Here is a 20,657-nt window from a genome sequence, read left to right as displayed (position 1 = left end):
GTCGCGCGTGTTACATAACTACACCCGGCGAATGATCGTAGCGGTGGATCACACGAAGTTCGGAGAGAGAGCGGCCAATGTAGCCTGCCGGTTCGACCAGGTCACCGATCTGGTGACCGACGCTGCACCGCCCGAACCTTTTGCTGCGGCTTTGAAGGATGCAGGGGTCAAAATTCACATCACATCTCGCCGGGGTGGCAAGAAGAAAAAGAAGGGTAGCGGTGGCGCGATCACCTGACCTGTTACGCGATCAAAGGAAAACGAAAGCGCGCTTGCCTATGGGAGACAATAACAGACACTCCTGATGTCAGTTGTGGCCGTTGCCGAAAGCGCCGACAGAGATTTAGCAGGCAACGAAGGTGAGCCGGGTTGGAGACCTGCATGCCTGACAACCTGCCGGTCATCGGATCGGCCGCGGATACGCCGCGCGCCTTTCGCGCTTTCAGGATTTCAACGCATGGATTACAGATGGCTCCTGTCGTAGAGCAGGTTCTGGCGGATTTGATGACTGGCGGAGCAGGCCGTTTCAATCTATCGCCCTTCCGCATTGATCGATTTGACCGCAAGGTCCCTTGATGGAGAGATCCGACATGACAATCACCCGTATCGAAACCGGCCAACGCATGAGCAAGGTCGTCAAGCACAATGGTGTTGCCTATCTGTGTGGGCAGACTTCGGATGCGGCCACTGTGGCGGATCAGACCCGCGAAATCCTGGCCAAGGTCGAGGATCTGCAGGCCAAAGCGGGCAGTGACAAGACGCGAGTTCTACAATGCACGATCTGGCTCGCGGACATGACAGATTTTGCCGAGATGAACGAAGTCTGGGATGCCTGGGTACCGGCGGGCCACGCTCCGGCCCGCGCGTGCGGCGAAGCCAAACTGGCGCGCGATGTTCTGAAGGTCGAGATGATCGTCACCGCTGCCTGCGACTGATTTATCAATCAAACCGTCTTGCCCAGACCATAAGGCATGAAGCGGTCGGTTGCGTTTGTCGTTCTTCGAAAAAGTTCACCGCCTTGGTTCTGGTGAAATGCGTTGGCCGTCAACGGAATAGGCGCCGGTGGGTGAGTGGCTGTTTAATTAAAGATCAATTCGACTCGGTTCTCTGAAGCCTGTATTTCGCCAAATGCGGGCAAAAACAGATCGTGGTCTTATGCAGCCAACCTTTCAAAGAATGTTGGAAAACTGAACCACTCTGCAGTGTATTTTCTTGTGTGTCGGCTAAATTACTCTGATTGACCAGTCCGGCGTGACTGAAACGCGACGCGCCATCCGAATAGGGTACCCTGAGATCATTCAGGTCGAAGTTCGTTTTGAGAATTTATTCACAAATGGCCTGGTTCCAAAATCTGAGTGACAAAAGGCAAGCATTCGAACCTCACGTTCAAGTTTAGAATGCCAATGGAAGCGGCTGCACCGTGTCTCAAGTCGTCGATCATCCTTTGATCAGTCTCGAAAAAAATGCAGTACCACGGTCCGCGTCAATCCCGGAACTTTCGGTGCAATAACTGACGCTGTGATGGCACTTGAATGCCAATGGCCTTCATTCGTTGAAACCGAGGCTCAAGCCATCGACGAAGGCGTGAAATAGTTGAGATTGAGTGCTGATCCCAAGCTTTGCATACGCATTTCGACGATGTGATTTCACGGTCGGCATCGCTATGCTCAGTGTCTTGCTGATCGAAAGACTTGAATGGCCTTTCAGGATCATCTGGACAACTTCAGCCTCTCGCGCGGTCAGAACGTCACGGCCAAAAGACTCCGGTGAAGGTGATGGACGACCCGACGCTTGCGTCTGCTCTCTGGACAGCCGTAGAAACGCCAGCCGGATCAATGGCAGGACGGATCGCAAAACTTCCAGATCCTGCTGAGGGATACCGTCAGGCGTGGCTTTGCGGGCCAGGCTTACCTCACCCATGATCCTCTGGGGCATGTCGACCAGGACTGAAACTTCCTGCAGACCGAAGGGCCAGCCGGGCGTCCTGAATTTGATCTCTTCGCTCTCATCCGCGATGACATCCGACGTTGTCGCGACCCAGTTATCCGGTGCGAGATCGGCCATCCGGTATACCCCTGCGGCGATACCTGCCCGGATCGCATTGTGCACCGGGTTGAGCAGGTAGGTTCTGGAGACATACAGCTGAACCGCGGCCTTGGACGCTGGATTTGGGTAGCTATCCGCCAGATAAACCGGAGGCCCTGAGGGTCGGTTGAGCACCGCAAATGCCGCCTCGCACGGAAATAGGTATTCGACGGCCCGGATCAGGGCATCGCTTTTTGCCTGCCCGTCGATCACTTCAGAAATGGATTGGCTGAATTCCTTTAACTGCAAACCCGGCCTTCTCCCTACCGTTGTCTCATCCCTTGGGACGATGGTTTTACCATAATGTTGCTGATACCGAACTCCGCAAAGGAGTATCAATATGCCGAACCCGCCGATTGTCCTTGATAATACAACGGTTTCAGAACACCTGGGCAAGCTGGATGTGGTCCAAGCGATGCGCACGCTGTTCATCAATCTTGGTGAAGCCCGTGCGGTACAACCACCGCAGACCGTGACCGAGTTTCCGGGGGGCGGCGATTTCATAACCTATCTCGGTGCGCTCGAGGGGGCCGGTGTGTTCGGGGCGAAGTTGTCGCCTTACCTGCCGCGCGCCAATGGACCCATCATCACCGCCTGGACTGTTCTGATGTCCATCAAAGATGGTCGGCCATTGGCGTTGATCGACGCAGGCGTGCTGACCACCGAGCGCACGGCCGCCACGACCGCATTGGCGGTGGATGAGCTGGCTCCGACCGGCCGCCCGCTGACGCTGGCCATCATCGGAACAGGTCAGGTCGCACAGGCGCATATGCGCCATGTGGCCGGTTTGCGCGACTGGGCAGAGGTGCGTATCTACTCGCCGGGTTTGGGTGAAAACACGGATATTCAGGCGACATGGAAAATGCTGTGCCCTAACGCCAAGTTGGCCTCGAGTTCCAGGCAGGCTATTGCACAGGCCGATGTTGTCATGCTGTGCACGTCATCGGGTAGTCCGGTCATTTCCACGGAAGATATAGCGGTCGATGCGCTGGTGACATCGATCAGCACCAATGTTGCCCGCGCGCATGAAGTTGATCCGACCTTTCTGGCATCCGCGCAGGTCTATTGCGACTACCGGGAAACAACCCCTGATGCAGCAGGCGAGATGCTGATTGCCGTGGAACGACACAACTGGAGCAAGACCGCGATCCTTGGCGATCTTGCGGAACTCTGTACCGGCAGATGCCAGCGACCTATTGCAGGAACTCCGGTCTTCTTCCGCTCTGTCGGGTTGGGGCTGGAGGACATCGCCGTGGCAAAAGCCGTTTTTGACCAGACTTCAGCCTGAGGAGAGCGCACATGTTCATCGAACCGTTCAAAGTCGAAATCTGGATGAATGAGTGGGAAACCCGCTGTACCCACAATCTTGCCGAAACCTGCGTGGCCAGCATCACGATCGATCAGCTGTTGCAACTGTCCGGACTTAATCAAAACGACTTGTCCGAACTGCTGCCAATGAAAATGACCTACGGTGCGATCGAAGGGTCAATCCGCCTGCGTCAGGCCATTTCAGATCTCTATGACGATCGGAACGTCGAAGATATCACCATTACCCACGGCACGATTGCGGCCAATATGCTAGTGCATAAGGCAGTGGTTTCGCGCGGGGACCGGGTGGTTTCGATTGTGCCGACCTATCAGCAACACTATTCGATCCCCGCCAGTATCGGAGCCGATGTTCAGATTCTGCCACTGCGCGCGGAAGACGCATTCCTGCCTGATCTGGACCGGTTACGTGAACTGGTGACACCGGAAACCAGACTGATTGCCCTGACAAACCCCAACAATCCGACGGGTGCGCTGATCGAACGGCCAATGTTGCTGGACATTGCCGAGATTGCACGTTCTGTCGGCGCATATGTCCTGTGTGACGAAGTCTATCGCGGCACCGGGCAGGAGGGCGACGGCATGTCGCCTTCTATTGTTGACATCTACGAAAAGGGGATCAGCACGGCGAGTACATCGAAAGCGTTTTCGCTGGCCGGTTTGCGCGTCGGTTGGGTGGTGGCCCCGAAAGAGGTGACCGAGCAGATCCTGATCCACCGTGATTTCGATACGATCTCGGTCGGTATGATCAACGATCACTTTGCTGCCATCGCATTGGAGAACCAGCATAAGGTTCTGGCCCGCAGTCACCGGATCACGCGGGGGAATCTTGCTGTGCTGGACGCATGGATTGCCACGCAGCCGCGCGTTGATTGGGTCAAACCCCGCGCCGGGACAACCGCGATGTTGAAACTCGACATACCGATCAGCTCACGCGAATTCTGTGTCGACTTGGTGCAGACAACCGGAGTGATGCTGACCCCGGGCGACGCCTTTGACATGGAAGGTTATGTCCGTATCGGTTTTGCCAATGACCCCTATGTGCTGCGGGAGGGTTTGGAAAAACTGTCAGGGTTTCTGATAGCCCGCTTCGGTCGCGCCGACAGTGGTTTTGTCGCAGACGTTTCGGAAGAATAAGGCCGGGCTTGGAGGTGTTGGTTTGACTATTTTTGTCCGGATGCAGCCTTTCGCACGATTGGCAACGCGCCTGGTCAAAGCGCCGATCAGAAACGGCAGGCCGCTTTTGCGGTTTATTCCGAGTAGCGCATCTCCATCTCGTCGTAATGTGCTTTCTGAACTGCGTTCTGACGGATTTCGAAACTGGCGACGGGTCCGCTTTCGTCCATGCGGCCGTTGGCTTGAAGCATCGACAGCGCGTCGTTCATGCCCTTCAGTGCGCCCTGCAACGCGACATTGGCATATAGGACCAGGCCAAACCCCATTTCGTCCAGACCAGAGAATTCGATGATTGGAGTTTTGCCGCCTACAACCAGATTGATCAGCTGTGGCGTGCCTGCAAGCCGCTTGGGAATGCTGCGAATATCGTCAAGGCTGCGCGGTGCCTCGATAAATGTGATGTCAGCCCCGTCTTCGATGAAGGCTTCCGCGCGTTCAATGGCGGCGTCGAACCCTTGGGTCGCACAGGCATCGGTGCGCGCGACAATAAGGAAGTTTGGGTCGTGGCGGGCGTCTGCTGCGGCCTTGATACGGCTGCGCGCCTCTGTCAGATCGACCACATCCTTGCCGGAGAAATGACCGCAGCGTTTGGGATTAACCTGATCCTCAAGTTGAATGGCGCTGGCGCCGGCGCGTTCCAGCGTGCGCACGGTATGGTGGACGTTCAGGGCATTGCCGAAGCCGGTATCCGCATCAACCACAATGGGCAGTTCGGTGCTGTTGCGGATGGCCGATGTGTGCTGGGCGATCTCGGGCAGCGAGATGAAGCCCAGATCGGGCATGCCCAGATAGGTGTTGGTCAGCCCCGCACCCGAGATATAGACGGCCTCAAACCCCAACTGGTCGATCACGCGTGCCGCAAGAGCATTGGCTGCGCCGGGCATCAGAACGGCTTTGCCCGTGTTCAGGCGTTCACGGAATGCTTTGTTGATCTCATGGTTCATCATCGGCGCGCTCTCCGGTTCAATGGTCTGCCTGCCTGCCTAGCGAAGCCTGCGGTACGAGGCAAGTTGCTGTGAATTGCGTTCTGTCAGATGAAACAGTGCCGTCAGCGTGTGGTCAGACTGCGCGCAAGACTTTCCAGCAGCGGGACCGTATTTGCCCGCGCCTCGGTATCGAACCTGTTGGCCAGACCGGACACTGTCAGGGCGCCGATGAGATCGCCGTTTGCATCAAAAACAGGGGTCGCGACAGAGGAGATGTTGGGATTTGTCTGACCGACTGAACTGACCGTGCCGTTCTTGTTGAACTTGGCCAGGTCACCGACATCCTCGCCCGAGAAATGCCTCAAGACCAGCCCGGAGGCCCCAGTGGACAATTGCAGGCGCATACCTTCCTCAACATGGAATCGCAGCAGGTTGGGGGAATTTTCCCTGTATAAACAGATACGTTCATTGCCCGAGCGGACATAGAACGAGGCGGTTTCCCCAGTTGCCTCAGCCAGGATTTTTAGCGATGGCGCGACGTGTTCGCGCTTGGTGAAATCGCGCCGGAATATCAACCCCAGCCGCCAGACGCTGGGGCCGACACTGAACATGCCGTCACTATCGCGCTGAATGAAGCCATAGATCATCATCGAGTTGGTCAGCCGCAGGATCGTGCTTTTGTGCAGGCCTGTCTCTTCGGCCAACTCTGCAAGAGACATGATTGGGCGCTGTGTCGAAAAGGCACTGAGGATGGACATGGCACGTTCGACGGATTCGGTTCTGTTCGCGGGCATAGCATTCTGCCAGGTGAAACGGGGTTAGATCGATCTTGCTGATATCCAGCCGCAATGTCTAGCTTGTCGGCAAATCAGGAGGCAACCGTGACAATCGCAACCTACAAACCTATCGCCAACACCTCTTTTCGGGCCGTGGACTATTGCGCCCTATTGGGCCCCGAATTTCGAAAGCTTCCTTATTCTCTAAGGGTTCTGGCGGAAAATGCTGCGCGTCATTCCGAAGGAGGCGCTGCGGCGCTGGATGTGCTCCGACGCTCTGGCGAGGCTGTACCGTTCCGTCCTGCACGGCTGTTGTTGCACGACATGCTGGGAATTCCGGCGCTGATCGACATCATGGCCATGCGCAACCGGCTGGAGGAGGTGGGCGGAGATCCGGACGTAGTTGATATGAGCCTGCCGGTCGACCTGGTGATCGACCATTCCATGTCGATCAACCATTGGGCGGACAAGTTTGCGCTGGCCAAGAACATGGACCGAGAGTTTGAGGTCAACCGTGAGCGTTTCGCTTTTATAAAAGCCTGTGAAGCACGGTTCCCCCGACTGCGGGTCATTCCGCCGGGGGGTGGGATTTGCCATCAGGTCAATCTGGAATATCTCGGGCAGACTGTTTTGCCATCCAACGAGACCCCCGATGTTCTGATCCCGGACTCCAGCCTTGGCACTGACAGCCACACGCCGATGATCAACGCGTTGGGGATCATGGGCTGGGGCATTGGGGGGCTAGAGGCCGAAGCGCTGCTGTTCGGTGAGACCACCCCGGTCAATGTGCCCCGCGTCATCGGGCTTGAGGTAACGGGCAACCCGTCCGACGATGTCACCGCCACTGACATTGCGCTGGTCATCGCCGAGAAACTGCGCGCCATCGGCGTGGTCGACACCTTTGTTGAGCTGTTTGGCACCGGTTATTCCGCGCTGAGCGTCGCCGACCGCGCCACCATTGCAAACATGGCGCCGGAATATGGTTCCACTATGGTGTTCTGCCCGGTCGACGAGCGCACCATTGGGTACCTGCGCCAGACCGGCCGCAGTGAAAGCGCCACATTGGCCGAGAGCTACTGCAAGGCGCAAAACCTTTGGGTCGATGGCATGGATGCGGCCATTGAATACGAGCAGGTGGTTGAATTGAACCTTGATCAGGTTGGCCGGTCCGTTTCGGGCCCGTCCCGGCCGGAACAGCGGATTGACCTGTCCGCCGCCGCTGAGCGTCTGACTTTTGAGGGCGAAACGGACCGTCGGGTTCCGGTCCCGAATGCCGATCACGACATCGGTGACGGCGATGTGATCATCGCTGCGATCACCAGCTGCACCAACACCGCCAACCCGCGCAACATGGTTCTAGCCGGGCTGGTGGCCCGAAACGCCGTGGCGCGCGGCCTGACTGTCAAGCCACATGTCAAAACTTCGCTGGCTCCGGGTTCGCGGGTCGTGGCTAAATACCTGGCGGAAAGCGGCCTGCAGGCGCCCTTGGACGCCCTCGGGTTCGAAGTTGCGGCATTTTCCTGTTCGACCTGCAACGGCATGTCGGGACCGCTGCATCCAGATCACGAAAAGGCGATCAAGGACAATGATGTCAAAGGGATCGCGGTCCTTTCCGGGAACCGGAACTTTGCCGGGCGCATTCACCCGCTGGCTTCGCGCAACATGATTGCCTCGCCGCCGCTGGTCGTGGCCTATGCGCTGATGGGTACGATCCATAAGGACATTACGACCGAGCCCCTGGGGGTGGACCGGGACGGCAAGCCGGTGATGCTGAATGATCTGTGGCCCTCGGCGGATGAGGTGGCGCGGATTGTCGAGACTTATGTCACACCTGACGAGTTTCGCGACAACTACGCTGCAATCGGAGATGTGAATTACCAGTGGAACGCGATGGAGGTTGGCACCGGAACATATGAATGGGTGCCTTCGACCTATGTCTCATTTCCACCCTTTGTGAAAGGCATTCGCCCCGAGAACGCCGGGATCGAACCGCTGCGCGGCCTGCGTCCGCTGGCCATTCTGGGCGACAGTGTCACGACCGACCATATATCGCCGTCTGGTATCATCACCACCGATTCTGAGGCCGGGCAGTTCCTTCAGGCAAAGGGTGTCACCCAACGCGACTTCAACTCGTTCGGGACCCGCCGGGGATGTTCGGATGTGGTTATTCGTTCGACCTTTGCAAATTACCGTCTGCGCAACGAGATGACCCCGGACAAAGAAGGCTCGTGGACCCGGATCGAGCCTGAAGGTGAGGTTACATCGGTCTTCAAGGCGATTGAGACCTATCTGGACCGGGATCAGAAACTGGTGGTGATCGGCGGCAAAGAATATGGCTGCGGTTCTTCCCGGGACACGGCGGCAAAGGCCCCCTGGCTTGCCGGAATACGCGCCGTGATCTGTGAGAGCTTTGAGCGGATCCACCGCTCGAATCTTGTAAACATGGGGATTGCGCCGCTGTGTTTCCCGGAGGGCGTGAACCGCAGGACGCTGCAACTTGACGGGTCCGAGACTTTTGACATCGACTTCAGCGATGATCTGACCGAGGCCAAGCTGACCATCCACAGAAAGGATGGTCGCACGGATACCACGCCGCTGGATTTGCGTCTGTACAATGACGGTGAGCGTGCGACCTTTGCCGAGGGCGGTCTGCTGCCGCGTGCGTTCCGCGGATTTCTGGCGGGGGCGGCGTGATGGCGGAACGTTTACGGGCCGCGTTTTATCGCGGCGGTACATCCAAGGCTGTAGTGTTCAACGGTGCAGATCTGCCCAGGGACCGGGCCGCGCGCGATCGCATATTCCTGCATGTCCTGGGAAGCCCTGACCCCAACGGGCGCCAGCTGAACGGCATGGGCGGCGGGTTGTCGTCCTTGTCCAAGGTGGTCATCGTCGAGCCTTCGGATCGTGACGATGCGGACGTGGATTATACATTCGTGCAGATCGCCGTGGACGAACCGGTCGCCGATTACGGCTCGGCCTGCGGAAACATGTCCTCCTGCGTCGGCCCTTTCGCGGTTGAGGAAGGCATGGTGCAGGTTGCAGCGGATCAAAGTGAGGTGCTGGTCCGCATATTCAGCACCAATACCAATGGCGTTTATCACGCGCGCTTTCCGGTGCGGGACGGTCAGCCCGTCGAACAGGGCACGCTTGAAATTCCCGGTGTGGCGGGAACCGGGGCGAAAGTGACGATAGATTTCCTTGCACCCGGTGGGGCCGGAACCGGCAAGCTGCTGCCGACGGGCAATGCGCTGGATACGCTTCAGATCGAAGGGTTCGGAGCGCTGGAGGTCTCACTGATCGACGCGGCCAATCCGGTAGTGTTTTTCCGCGCTGCTGATCTGCACAAAACCGCCACCGAACGCCCCCAGGATCTGGATGGTGATCCGGACTTTATGGCTCTGGTCGAAGAAATTCGCGTTGCTGGTGCTGTTGCAATGGGAATGGCTCCGTCGCGCAAGGACGTAAAACGCTCCAGCCCGAAAGTGGCGATGCTCGGTGCGCCCGCTGAGTTCACGGCGCTGGATGGCAGCCTTCACAAAAAGGACAGCCATGACATCAATGTGCGGCTCGTGTCGATGGGCAACTTTCATCGCGCGATTACACTGACGGGGGCCATGTGCACCGCCGTTGCAGCCCAGATACGGGGCAGTCTGGTGCAAAGGATCGCGCAACCTGAGGGTCAGGAATTACGCATTGGAAACCCATCGGGTGACTTGCCAACCATCGCGGATGTCCGGCCAGGCCCGTCGGGACCCGAGGCAATATCGGCCGGTACTTTCCGCACACAGAGGCGAATTATGGAAGGGGCCGTCCTTTACCCATCCGAATTGATGGAGGAAGCGCATTGACCAGTTTCCAGACCAGCCGACCTACGACGGATCTGAGTGATGCCCATCCGGACAAGGTGCGCCCTGTACTGCAACGGTTCAACGATTACGGTGCAAAACGCAGCTTTTCGGGGCGTATTCATACTGCGGTGACGGCGGAAGATACCCGTCTGATTCAAGAGAAACTCTTTACTTTACAGGGAAATGGCGGTGTCATCGTACTTGATGGCGGTGGCTCGCTCCGAACAGCTATGTTGGGGGACATGATGGCGGAGAGGTTGATCGCCAATGGGTGGGCCGGGATCGTCATCAATGGTGCTGTCCGCGACAGCAAGCGTCTGGCGCAGCTCGACCTTGGCATCAAAGCGCTGGGCGTAACTCCGGTTCGGTCCGCCAAGACAGGGATCGGCGCAATAGACGTTCCGGTTGCCTTTGGCAGCGTGCTCTTCGAGCCCGGAAGTTACATCTACTGCGATGAAGACGGTATCCTGATTGCGGAGGAACCACTTTAAACAAAACAAGGAAATGCCAGCCAATGGGAGGAAATCATGGCAAAATTCAATCTAACCCGCAGGACATTTGCGGCTGCCGCCGTGGCGGCGGTTTCACTTGGCGCGCCGACACTGGCGCACGCGGAACAAGTCGTTGAAAGTATCCACTTTCTGATCCCCGGCGGTGCCGGCGGCGGTTGGGATGGCACCGCGCGTGGTACCGGCGAGGCACTGACAGAATCGGGGCTGGTCGGATCGGCCAGCTACGAGAACATGTCAGGCGGCGGCGGTGGCAAGGCCATCGGTTATCTGATCGAAAACGCCGACAGCAACCACGGCACGCTTATGGTCAACTCGACCCCAATCGTGATTCGGTCGTTGACGGGCATCTTCCCGCAGAACTTCCGCGATCTGACCCTTGTGGCCGGGACCATCGGGGATTACGCGGCGCTTGTGGTCGCGGCAGATGGCCCGGTTCAGGACCTGAACGGGTTGATCGAAGCCTTCAACGCCGACCCGAACGGCGTTGCCGTGGGTGGTGGTTCGGTACCTGGCGGTATGGATCATCTGGTCGCCGCCATGGTTTTTCAGGCAGCTGGTGCTGACCCTGTGGCCATGAAATACGTCCCCTATGACGGCGGCGGTGCGACCATGGCCGGTTTGCTGTCGGGTGAGGTACAGGCCGTTTCGACGGGCTTCTCGGAAGCGGTGGAATTGGCCAAGGCCGGTGAGGTGCGCATAATCGGCGTGACCTCGGACGAGCGTGTGGACGCTTATCCCGATGCTCCGACCATGAAAGAGCAGGGCAACGACACCACGTTCGTCAACTGGCGCGGGTTCTTTGCCGCACCCGGACTGCCGGAAGACAAGCTGGCCATGTATCAGGATGCGTTGACCAAAATGTACGACACGCCGGAATGGGTGGCAGTCCGCGATCGTAACGGTTGGGTCGATATCCACAACAACGGTGATGATTTCCGTGCGTTCCTGGAGCAGCAGGAACAGGAAATCGGCGACCTGATGAAGAAGCTGGGCTTCCTCTGACGCGGTCTGCGATATCCTGAAAAACGGGTGCCCGGCTGTGTGCCGGACACCTCAAACAAAAAAAGGGGAGGGGATGGAAATGGCACTGGATCGCTGGATTGCACTTGTCATTCTTCTGATCTGTCTGGCCTATGGCTATACCGCCTATTTCACCATGGACGACCTGTTGCCGCCAATCATGCGGCGCAGCCCGATCTGGCCGTCAAGCTTTCCCAAGGTGTTGGCCATAGGTGCTATTTTGATGTCGGTGTCCATTATTCTGGGGTTGGAAAAAACACCTGAGAAACAAGATGCGGCGGACATCAATCTGGCGAAGCTGCATGAATACAAGTTGGGTCAGGCGTTGCTGCTGGTGGCCTTGATGGTCGGTTATGCGCTGCTGCTGCGTCCGCTTGGATTTCTGGTCTCGACCTTCCTCTTTCTCACGGTAGGAAGCTTCATTCTCGGCGAGCGCCGGTACGTGCTGATGGTCATTGTCAGTGCCATTGCCGCCGGGGTGGTCTGGTATCTGGTGGAAGTGATACTTGGCATTTTCCTCAGCCCGTTTCCCGGATTTCTGAACGCGATGGCAAACGGAGGCTGACATGCTTGAAGGACTCATGATGGGCCTCGCGACGGCCTTTACGTTCACAAACATTCTTATGGTGATCGGCGGCTGCCTGATCGGTACGTTCATTGGCATGCTGCCGGGTCTGGGGCCGATGTCGATCATTGCGATCATGATCCCGATCGCGATTACCATCGGCGACCCGTCGGCCGCATTGATCCTGCTGGCCGGTGTCTACTATGGCGCCGTCTTCGGAGGATCGACATCATCGATCCTGATCAACGCGCCAGGGGTGGCCTCGACAGTTGCAACCAGTTTCGACGGCTACCCGCTGGCCCGTTCGGGGCAGGCAGGCAAGGCGCTGACCGTCGCCGCAATCTCGTCCTTTGCCGGGGGCACGATCGGGGCGGTGCTGCTGATGGTCTTTGCGCCGGCTCTGGCCTCGGTGGCACTGCTGTTTCATTCCTCGGAGTATTTCGCGCTGATGGTCGTCGGTCTTTCGGCCATTGCCGCCTTTGCCGGAACGGGGCAGGTCAGCAAAGCGCTGTTGATGACCTTCCTGGGTCTGATCATGGCGACGGTGGGCGAAGGTGTGCTGTTCAACGCGCCGCGCTTCACCATGGGCATCATGGACCTGCAGTCCGGATTTGGTTTCATTACGCTGGCCATGGCAATGTTTGCTTTGCCGGAAGCGATCTACCTTGTTCTGGACCCCAACCGGTCGAAAACCGGGGGTGGCGATAGTGGTGAAATCACGAACCTGAGAATTGACCGCAGCGAGGCGAGAAAGATAGCCCCGGTCATCGGACGCCAGTCCATTCAAGGGTTCTTCATCGGCGTTTTGCCGGGGGCCGGGGCGACGATTGCCTCTTTCCTTGGCTATGCGGTGGAACGCAACATCGCGCCGAAGGAAGAACAGGAGCGCTTTGGCAAGGGCGAGATCAAAGGTATCGCCGCGCCGGAAAGCGCAAACAACGCCGCCTGTACCGGGTCGTTTGTACCGCTTCTGACGCTGGGCATTCCCGGGTCGGGTACCACTGCGATCCTTCTTGGGGCATTGATCGCGCTGAATGTCAGCCCCGGACCGCGCCTGATGATCGACGAGCCGCAGATTTTCTGGGCCGTCATCATTTCGATGTATCTTGGAAATCTGGTGCTGCTGATCCTGAACCTGCCGCTGATCCCTTATATCGCCAAGGTACTGGCCGTTCCGCGCAACTTCCTGATCCCGTTCATTTTGTTCTTCACGCTCATGGGGGCGTATATCGGGCAGAACAATGCGACCGAATTGCTGATCCTGGTCGGCTTTGGTGTTTGCGCGACGATCCTGCGCTTTGCCGATTATCCTCTGGCGCCACTGTTGATCGGGTTCATTCTTGGACCCTTGCTTGAGAACAACTTCTCGCGCGCGATGCAGCTTTATGATGGCATGAGTTTTATCTGGCAGCGGCCGATGACTTTGGGTCTTCTGGTTCTCGCCGTGCTTCTGGTGTTGCTGCCTAGCTTCCGCCGCCGCCGCGCGCGTGCCCGGGCCGAAGGGGTTGCGGATGGTGACTGAGTTTCAGGCGTTTGTTTGGCCTGCGGGCCAAACAATACGTCGTTGCTAGTTTGGATCACCGGCAGTGGACGACCGCATCTGGGTGGTTTGATTGAAGCGTTGCCGCGCCCACGTGATCAGGATCAGGCCCGTGTCAGCATCTGGACTGTAGTATTGCCACTGCGTCATCAAAGGTTTGCGGGCTTTCCTCGGCCCGCGCGGCCAGGTGGGCGCCTTCCAGCAAGGCCAATGCGGCACGCGCTTCCGCCCGAGGTTCACTAACGCCCGAGATCGACCCATCTGCCTTGCCCAAAGTAAAGACCCCTTCGATCCACGAAACCAACATGCTGCGGAATTCGCGAATTTTATCAGTGACTTCATGTGAAAGGCTTTCCCGGCTGCTGATCAACGAGACACACAGGCACAGGGTTTTCCCACCGTTCAATGCTGTGCGATAGAGCGCGATCAACGCGCTTATCCGCTCGCCCGCCGTGTCATACAGCCGCTCAATCTCGGCACAGCGGCCGGACAACTCGCTGTGGTAGCGGATCATCAACGAAATCGTCAGCGCGTCTTTGGTAGGGAAATGGTAATGGATCGAGGCTTTGCGGATGCCCACCTCTTTGGCAAGGTCGGCATAGCTGAACCCGTCAAACCCTTTGCTGCGGGCGGCACGCTCGGCAGAATTCAGCAGAGCCGTCTTTGTATCTGTTTCCATGGCGTCTAAACCCTTTCCCTACGCACCAAAGCCGCTGCGGTTTCTGCCGCTTCCAGCGCGCCTTCAAGATATCCCCCGAATTGCGCGGCTGTTTCCGTGCCGCTGAAAATGATCCGATCCCTCCAGATGCCCCGCATGGCTTGCGGCAATCCGTATCGCGGATGCGTGTACAGAGGTTGCAAGTCCAGGTCGGTAGAGGTGAAGGGGTCGAATGCCCAGTCTTTAATGTAAAGCGCATTTGGATTTGCCGCCGCTGAGCCAAACAGGCGCACCAGTTGTGCAAGAACCTGCTGGCGCAACGTCTGTTCATCCGCGCGCATGTGTGGTGGAACGCCAATAAAGCCAAACAGCGCATAAGTACGGCCTTCGGCGGGCGAAGCGTCGTGTATTTCCACCAACGGCCCACGCCTGCTCATGGCGTCGCCTGATAGTCCCGCCTCGCGCCAAAAGGGCGTGTCGTACACGGCAATCGCCTTTGCCTGTCCAGCCATCCAGGTCGCGACCTCGCGCATGGCGGAGCGAGTTTGCTCGGGTAAAGGTGGATTATAGGTCAGCTCAGCCGCGACGCGCGGGGGCAACGCAAGAACCGCACGCTGTGCGCTGATCTGCTGACCCGATTGCGTGGTGGCCAGCACTCCGTTTTCGGATTGCGTCAGCGCGGTGATCCGGGTGGACAGGTGGATCATTCCGGCAGGCACTCGGGCTGCCAGTGCATCGATCAAGGCGGCAAGGCCGCCTTTCAGGCGAAATGACCCTTCCATCGATGAAAATCCCCGGCCGCGCTCGACACGGCCGTGCTCATCCTCGAAACTCAGCGCGCCGGTGCTGAACTGTTCGAACCGATTCAATCCAAGCTGGTCGATCAGCGTGGCAATCCGGGGCTGACCCGGCCAGAACCAGGACGGGCCCAGGTCGAAATAACCGTCGCCCTGCGTTTCGGTCAGGATGCGCCCGCCCAGACGGGCGCGTGCCTCGGCCACCAGAACGTCCTGCCCCTGATCCATCAGTTGCGCCGCCAGGCTGAGGCCCGAGAGCCCTGCACCGATGATAAGCGTATCCGTGCGCATGCCTCAGAACGCCTCACTCAAGGGGCGCAGGTCCAGCTCATGGGTCCAGGTCGAACGCGGCTGCTGCGCCAGTTGCCAATAGGCCTGCGCGATGTCTTCAGGCTTCATCATCTTGGTAGGATCCAGACTGTGGCGATCGCGCGACTGGGCTGTATCAATGATGCCGTCCAGAAGGACATGCGCGACGTGAACACCCGCCGGCTGGTATTCGCGCGCCAGCGATTGTGTCAGCCCACGCAGGGCAAACTTGGCCGAGGCAAAGGCCGAAAAACGTGCCCCGCCGCGCAGCGAGGCGGTTGCCCCCGATACGATCAGGGCACCGCCGCCACCACGGACCATCGGCTGCATCACCGATTGCGCCAGCACGACCAGGGTTTGTACCATCGAGGTCCATGTGCGCTGAAAGTCATCCAGCGACGTTTCTGCGAAAGGCGCGACTACAAGCTCTGCGGTGTTGTGCACGACAATCTTTGGCGGCCCGTGTTCCGCGATCAGGTCTGCAATGATTGGTGCGGTCAGGTCCGGGTCGGACAGGTCGATCTCGTGAAACACGCCGACGGAGTTTTCCGGACGGCTACGGCCAAGACCAACCGCCTCCATGCCTTCGGCCTGAAAACGCGACACCAGAGATTGGCCAAGGCCAGCTCCCGCTCCGGCGACAAGCGCCAAGGGTTTTTGTTGGGTCATCGGTTACACCGCTGGTGGCCGGGCAAACGGCAAATGACCGGTCTTCATCCAGATTTTGGCGCCACTAGGCCCTGCAACGGCTGACAGGCTTTGACCTTCGGGCAGGCGCAGCCAGTCGTTCCTGACCAGTTCATCCCCGCTTTCTGTGACCGAGCCGTCGATGATCAGGACCTCGATGCCTCCTGTGGCATCCGAGGTCAGCGTCGCGCCCGCATCCAGATGGCTATAGGTGACAACCTCGCGCTTGTCTTTGTGCAGGACCGCCGTGGCGACGCCGTTTTCCGGCGCGGCCAGCTCATCCGCCATTGTCTTGCGGAACTGGTTGCGGTCCTCCATGTCGAATTGCCAGAGTTTGACAAAGATGGTGCACCCGGGCTCCGACCCCGGCGTATGTTGCGTGGTCGGGGGGTTGCGAACGTAGGTGCCTTCGGGGAAGTCGCCGTGTTCGTCCTGAAACACGCCATCAAGAACGATGAACTCCTCGCCCCCGGTATGAGTATGGGCAGAAAAATGACTACCCGGCGCGTAGCGCACGATTGTGGTCGCGCGTGCCACCTCGTCTCCGATCCGGTCCAGCATCCGGCGCTCTACACCCTTCATGGGCGAGGCTTGCCACGCAAGCTGGTCGGAGTGAACTACAACGCGATCTGAGAAGTCCGAGTTTATTTCCATTGGTCCAATTCCCTCTGCGATTTGTGATGCCGACGACCCGGAGATCAACCCGCTACAGGCGGGCGGTTCGAATGTTTGGCGCGCCAAGACTGCAGGTTTTCAATCTTTCGGAAATGTCTAGCTTTGCAAAATCTGCCAAGGCCGCGCCGATAAATTCGGTGACCGCATGGCAGTGCGAGATGTATGTGCCACCCGCCAGTTCCGGGCAGGGTACCACGGCCTCGGGGTTCCTGGCCTTGAACGCCTTCGTGCGATGCTCGCCGCCCATCATGTCCACGGGGACGAATTCAACCCTGTCCTTGGCCCCTTTTTCAGCAAGCACGATACGGGCACAGGCAGGATTTGGGAAACCTTCAACGTCATAGAATTTCATGAGGCCTGTCCCTTTGGGTGGATCAATCAACAGATAACTACCTATCAGTAGGTAGAGAAAAGTCAAGGCACGCCCTCACACAGGCAGCTGTTACCGAGGAGACAGAGCGGGCTTCGAGATTAAACAAAGGGCGACCCATCGGCCGCCCTTGAGATTGAACTGTTGCGCATCAAAGCTTGATACGGAACGCTGCGAAGCCGTCGGCGCCGTCGCCGGCGTCTTCAATGCTTACACCTTTGACATCGTTCATATAATCACGAGCCTTGGGCCCGGTTTCGAACAGGACGGTGGTCCCTTCCAGCGGGGCAAACGACCAGTTGGCGTCTGCCTTGGGGTCGATTGTTCCCTGCTCGACGATATAGCGAACGATTACATCACGGTTTGTATCAGGGGCCTCGAAAACAACCGTGTCCCCCAAGGCGCCCGGGAAGGATCCACCGCCCGAGGCGCGGTAGTTGTTGGTGGCGATGATGAACTCCATGTCGTCTGTCACGGGCTCGCCGTTGAACTGAAGGTTCACAATCCGCGCAGCGTCGGGATTGACCTCTTCCCCCTTGGGGCCAAAGCGTGAGGGTTGAGACAGGTCGATCTGATACGTCACACCGTCCATGACGTCGAAGTTGTAGGACGGGAAGCTTGGGTCCAGCAGGATCGCGTCCTTGGAACTGGGCTCGATCTGATTGAACATGCCTGCCGACCGTTCCAGCCAACCTCGCACTTGCGCTCCGTTGACCCGCACGGCCCGCACGGTGTTGGGGTACAGATACAGGTCTGCCACGTTCTTGATTGCGACATCACCAACCGGGACATCGGTGTAGTAATCGGGTCCACCCCGACCCCCGGCCTTGAAAGGTGCCGCTGCCGACAGGATCGGCAGCCCTTCGTGCTCGGTCCCCTTCAACATCTGATCAATATACCATTTCTGCGCGATCGAGACGATCTGGACCGAAGGGTCATCCGCCACAAGCGCAAAATAACTGTGCAGCGGAGCTGAGGTTTTGCCCACCGCGCGGCGGACATAGGCCAGCGTCTCTTCATGTTCTACGGCAACCGAATCCAGCACTTTCTGATCGTCACCGACAAGAGCCGTGATCGAGCGGTCTTCGTTCCGCTTCGAGATCGGGCGCGCTTCGGAGGTGGTGGTGACGACACGCCATTCGGATCCGTCACGTTCCAGCAGCAGGTCCAAAATGCCCAGATGCGAACCCCAAAATCCGCCCATGACGGCTGGTTTTCCCATCAGCGTCCCTTTCTCGACATCGATACCGGGGCGATCCGCAAAGGTCGGTGACGGGAAGACCAGGTGATTGTGCCCGGTCACAAGGGCGTCGATCCCGTCAACCCCTGCCAGTGCGACCGAGGCGTTTTCCATACCGTCTGTATGGTCGGCTTCGCCAATCCCCGAATGCGATAGGGCGATAATCAGATCGCAGCCCTGTTCCTGCATTTCAGGGACATAGGCTTTGGCGGTTTCGACGATGTCGCGCGTCTCGACATTGCCATCCAGATGCTTGCGGTCCCAGTTCATGATCTGCGGCGGGGTAAAGCCGATGACGCCGATCTTGATCGGGTGTTTGGTGCCGTCGCCCATCTCAATCTCGCGGTCGAGGATGGTGTACGGCTGAACCAACGTCTTGTCCCCGAGCGGGCCGGCACCCTTTTCCTTGGCCACGTTGGCCAGAACAACCGGGAATTCCGCGCCTGCAAGTGCTTTCTCCAAAAAGCTCAGGCCGTAGTTGAATTCGTGGTTGCCTAAGGTGGCCGCGTCATAGCCGACGGTGTTGAACGCCGTGATGATCGGATGGCTGTCGCCCTCGTTCATTCCGCGTTCATAGGCGATGTAGTCGCCCATGGGGTTGCCTTGGAGAAAATCGCCGTTGTCGACCAGGAGGGAGTTCGTGGCTTCTGACCGGATCTGATTGATGATCGAAGCGGTGCGCGACAGACCCACCGTGTCGCGGGGCTTATCGGCATAGTAATCATATGGGAAGACGTGGACGTGAATATCCGTGGTTTCCATAATTCGCAGGTGCGCCTGATTTCCACTTGCCGCTGCCGAGTAGGGATGCAGCACGACAAGCGCTGCGCCAGCCGTGGTCGTGGCAAGAAACTGACGGCGAGAAAGGGCCGTTGTGTTTTTCATAGTCATGGGACACCTGTTGGGTTCGTGTTTCGAAGGTCTTCTGCAAGGTATTGGCTACAGTCTTGTGACAGCGGCCCGGATCAGTCGAAAATAGTCAGAGCTAAAGGCTGGAAACCTCCAGACAGCTTAATGCATAAAGTTGCGTTTGTGTGATGTAGAATCGACTGCCGCCGATCCGTGCCCAACTTTTTCTCTTCGGCAATCTGACCTGGACCCAGAAGCTCCGATGCGAACGCACCATGCGACGTGTTGCCTGTTGATCTTCGTTGAGAAGGAGAACCGACAAATCAAGCGTGAGAACCATCCGTCCGTTTCCCGAGCGAAGTCGCGCCTGAGGTTTCAAAGACGGGCGCGGTAGCAGAACTAAAATGGCCCCAATGGTTGGGCTTCTGGAGCGCATTTCTGTGTGCTACGACGATCTCGAAATTCGGTGCATGCCGTCAAAGTTCCCTGAGACAGAAAACCAGTTTCTGCTGAAAAAATTCCAACTCTTCAGTTCTGGATCGAGGAACCTTCGAATTCGACCAGATATCCTCGCGCGGTCGAGACATGCCGGGCATCATCCCATTTGATCCCGGGCTGGTCTGAAAACTGGCGAAACCTTCCGAAATGCTCGCTTCCGTCATAGTTGTCGGGCTGGTGCCAGAACCAGTTTGTAAAGGCAACGGGTTCACCGTTGGACCATTCCCAGCCTTCGGCAGGTTCGTTTGAACCTTCCTTCTGAACCAGTCCGATCCAGGGTCCGAAACGCTGCCAACGGTCCCCTTCGTCGCGCATCCGCCAGACATCATCTTGACCGGCAATCAGATCGACGAGGAAATCGTTCTCGGCCTGTGAACCAATTTCAGCCAGATATCCGCCCATGGCGCGGGCCTCTGCTTCGGCCTCTACCCATTTAATACCCCAGGCGTGCACCAGTGCGTAATCATGTTCCTGAAAAGTGGCCTGCTCCAGGATTTTTCGTGAGTTGATTGAACGGGTTGCCCAATCGTCAAGATCCCGTTGGTTGAAGGTATCTCCAACAACAGGTGAAGCGGGTGTCGCCATGTTATCGGGCGCGGACAGGTTCAATACTGTCAGGCCCAAGACTGCCAGTCCGATTGAAAGCGCGACCAGCAATGGAACAACCCACTTGTTGCGGAGGGCAGAGCCTGAAACCGCAACGAAACGCGAAACCTTGCTTTGCTCTCCTGCAACTCGGTAGGCCTGAACTGGTTTTGGGATGTTTTTCAGCCATTTTTGACCGATCGACACAAATTCAA

The 20,657-nt window shown here is 58.0% G+C and carries 20 protein-coding genes and 1 pseudogene; 11 read left to right on the top strand and 10 right to left on the bottom strand.

Going from position 1 to position 20,657, the window contains the following annotated elements:
* The 3 genes and pseudogenes from ACR0MI_RS18235 to ACR0MI_RS18225 form a co-directional block, all read left to right on the top strand.
* Window positions 1-238: pseudogene (locus tag ACR0MI_RS18235) on the top strand (hypothetical protein); the annotation flags it as partial.
* Window positions 239-381: 143 nt separating this feature from the next.
* Complete coding sequence (locus tag ACR0MI_RS18230) at window positions 382-576, top strand: FAD-binding oxidoreductase (RefSeq protein WP_170611600.1); 195 nt, start codon at window positions 382-384, stop codon at window positions 574-576.
* 14 nt (window positions 577-590) lie between these two features.
* On the top strand, window positions 591-935 hold the full coding sequence (locus ACR0MI_RS18225; protein WP_480855110.1) for a RidA family protein: 345 nt from the start codon (window positions 591-593) through the stop codon (window positions 933-935).
* Window positions 936-1,545: 610 nt separating this feature from the next.
* On the opposite strand, the gene ACR0MI_RS18220 is transcribed toward ACR0MI_RS18225, so the two are convergent.
* Window positions 1,546-2,334: a helix-turn-helix transcriptional regulator gene (locus ACR0MI_RS18220; protein ID WP_480536273.1), complete on the bottom strand. Its 789-nt coding sequence runs from the start codon at window positions 2,332-2,334 to the stop codon at window positions 1,546-1,548.
* A 91-nt stretch (window positions 2,335-2,425) separates the two neighbouring features.
* Between ACR0MI_RS18220 and ACR0MI_RS18215 the strand changes: the two genes are divergently transcribed.
* On the top strand, window positions 2,426-3,373 hold the full coding sequence (locus tag ACR0MI_RS18215; protein WP_170611606.1) for a Rossmann-fold NAD(P)-binding domain-containing protein: 948 nt from the start codon (window positions 2,426-2,428) through the stop codon (window positions 3,371-3,373).
* Between the two features lie 11 nt (window positions 3,374-3,384).
* Window positions 3,385-4,548, top strand: a complete 1,164-nt coding sequence (locus tag ACR0MI_RS18210; protein ID WP_170817106.1) for an aminotransferase — start codon at window positions 3,385-3,387, stop codon at window positions 4,546-4,548.
* Window positions 4,549-4,661: 113 nt separating this feature from the next.
* Here ACR0MI_RS18210 and ACR0MI_RS18205 read toward each other — a convergent pair whose 3' ends face one another.
* On the bottom strand, window positions 4,662-5,534 hold the full coding sequence (locus ACR0MI_RS18205; RefSeq protein ID WP_170611610.1) for an isocitrate lyase/phosphoenolpyruvate mutase family protein: 873 nt from the start codon (window positions 5,532-5,534) through the stop codon (window positions 4,662-4,664).
* A 101-nt stretch (window positions 5,535-5,635) separates the two neighbouring features.
* Window positions 5,636-6,307, bottom strand: coding sequence for an IclR family transcriptional regulator (locus ACR0MI_RS18200; RefSeq protein ID WP_170611612.1), 672 nt, complete (start codon window positions 6,305-6,307; stop codon window positions 5,636-5,638).
* 87 nt (window positions 6,308-6,394) lie between these two features.
* On the opposite strand from ACR0MI_RS18200, the gene acnA reads away from it, so the two are divergent.
* The 6 genes from acnA (at window position 6,395) to ACR0MI_RS18170 (ending at window position 13,756) form a co-directional block, all read left to right on the top strand.
* A complete protein-coding gene (acnA, locus tag ACR0MI_RS18195; RefSeq protein ID WP_170817105.1) occupies window positions 6,395-8,983 on the top strand; it encodes an aconitate hydratase AcnA in 2,589 nt (862 codons plus the stop codon).
* Window positions 8,983-10,137 (top strand): PrpF domain-containing protein, encoded by a 1,155-nt coding sequence (locus tag ACR0MI_RS18190; protein WP_170619636.1) that lies wholly within the window; start codon window positions 8,983-8,985, stop codon window positions 10,135-10,137. The genes acnA and ACR0MI_RS18190 overlap by 1 nt, the downstream gene beginning before the upstream one ends.
* Window positions 10,134-10,628, top strand: a complete 495-nt coding sequence (rraA, locus tag ACR0MI_RS18185) for a ribonuclease E activity regulator RraA (protein WP_170611619.1) — start codon at window positions 10,134-10,136, stop codon at window positions 10,626-10,628. Before ACR0MI_RS18190 ends, rraA begins: the two co-directional genes overlap by 4 nt.
* Before the next feature lie 36 nt (window positions 10,629-10,664).
* Window positions 10,665-11,651, top strand: a complete 987-nt coding sequence (locus ACR0MI_RS18180) for a tripartite tricarboxylate transporter substrate-binding protein (protein WP_170611621.1) — start codon at window positions 10,665-10,667, stop codon at window positions 11,649-11,651.
* Between the two features lie 79 nt (window positions 11,652-11,730).
* Window positions 11,731-12,234 (top strand): tripartite tricarboxylate transporter TctB family protein, encoded by a 504-nt coding sequence (locus tag ACR0MI_RS18175; RefSeq protein ID WP_170611623.1) that lies wholly within the window; start codon window positions 11,731-11,733, stop codon window positions 12,232-12,234.
* Window position 12,235: 1 nt separating this feature from the next.
* Window positions 12,236-13,756, top strand: coding sequence for a tripartite tricarboxylate transporter permease (locus ACR0MI_RS18170; protein ID WP_170611625.1), 1,521 nt, complete (start codon window positions 12,236-12,238; stop codon window positions 13,754-13,756).
* A gap of 133 nt (window positions 13,757-13,889) precedes the next feature.
* Here the strand turns inward: ACR0MI_RS18170 and ACR0MI_RS18165 are convergent, their stop codons facing one another.
* The 7 genes from ACR0MI_RS18165 to ACR0MI_RS18135 all read right to left on the bottom strand — a co-directional run bounded on the left by ACR0MI_RS18165 (window position 13,890) and on the right by ACR0MI_RS18135 (window position 20,649).
* Window positions 13,890-14,453: a TetR/AcrR family transcriptional regulator gene (locus tag ACR0MI_RS18165; RefSeq protein WP_170611627.1), complete on the bottom strand. Its 564-nt coding sequence runs from the start codon at window positions 14,451-14,453 to the stop codon at window positions 13,890-13,892.
* Between the two features lie 5 nt (window positions 14,454-14,458).
* A complete protein-coding gene (locus ACR0MI_RS18160) occupies window positions 14,459-15,520 on the bottom strand; it encodes an FAD-dependent oxidoreductase (RefSeq protein ID WP_170619635.1) in 1,062 nt (353 codons plus the stop codon).
* Window positions 15,521-15,523: 3 nt separating this feature from the next.
* On the bottom strand, window positions 15,524-16,207 hold the full coding sequence (locus tag ACR0MI_RS18155) for an SDR family NAD(P)-dependent oxidoreductase (protein WP_170611631.1): 684 nt from the start codon (window positions 16,205-16,207) through the stop codon (window positions 15,524-15,526).
* A 3-nt stretch (window positions 16,208-16,210) separates the two neighbouring features.
* Window positions 16,211-16,879 carry a cupin domain-containing protein gene (locus tag ACR0MI_RS18150; RefSeq protein ID WP_170611633.1) on the bottom strand — a complete coding sequence of 223 codons (669 nt, stop codon included), beginning with the start codon at window positions 16,877-16,879 and terminating at the stop codon, window positions 16,211-16,213.
* Window positions 16,880-16,931: 52 nt separating this feature from the next.
* A complete protein-coding gene (locus ACR0MI_RS18145) occupies window positions 16,932-17,252 on the bottom strand; it encodes a thioredoxin domain-containing protein (RefSeq protein ID WP_170611635.1) in 321 nt (106 codons plus the stop codon).
* Between the two features lie 169 nt (window positions 17,253-17,421).
* A complete protein-coding gene (locus ACR0MI_RS18140; protein ID WP_480441494.1) occupies window positions 17,422-19,401 on the bottom strand; it encodes a bifunctional 2',3'-cyclic-nucleotide 2'-phosphodiesterase/3'-nucleotidase in 1,980 nt (659 codons plus the stop codon).
* Between the two features lie 486 nt (window positions 19,402-19,887).
* Window positions 19,888-20,649 carry a lectin-like protein gene (locus ACR0MI_RS18135; protein ID WP_170817103.1) on the bottom strand — a complete coding sequence of 254 codons (762 nt, stop codon included), beginning with the start codon at window positions 20,647-20,649 and terminating at the stop codon, window positions 19,888-19,890.
* Between the last annotated feature and the right edge of the window lie 8 nt (window positions 20,650-20,657).

This window comes from Ruegeria sp. D4 (assembly GCF_056534475.1).
This window is presented reverse-complemented; position numbering and strand designations above follow the sequence as displayed.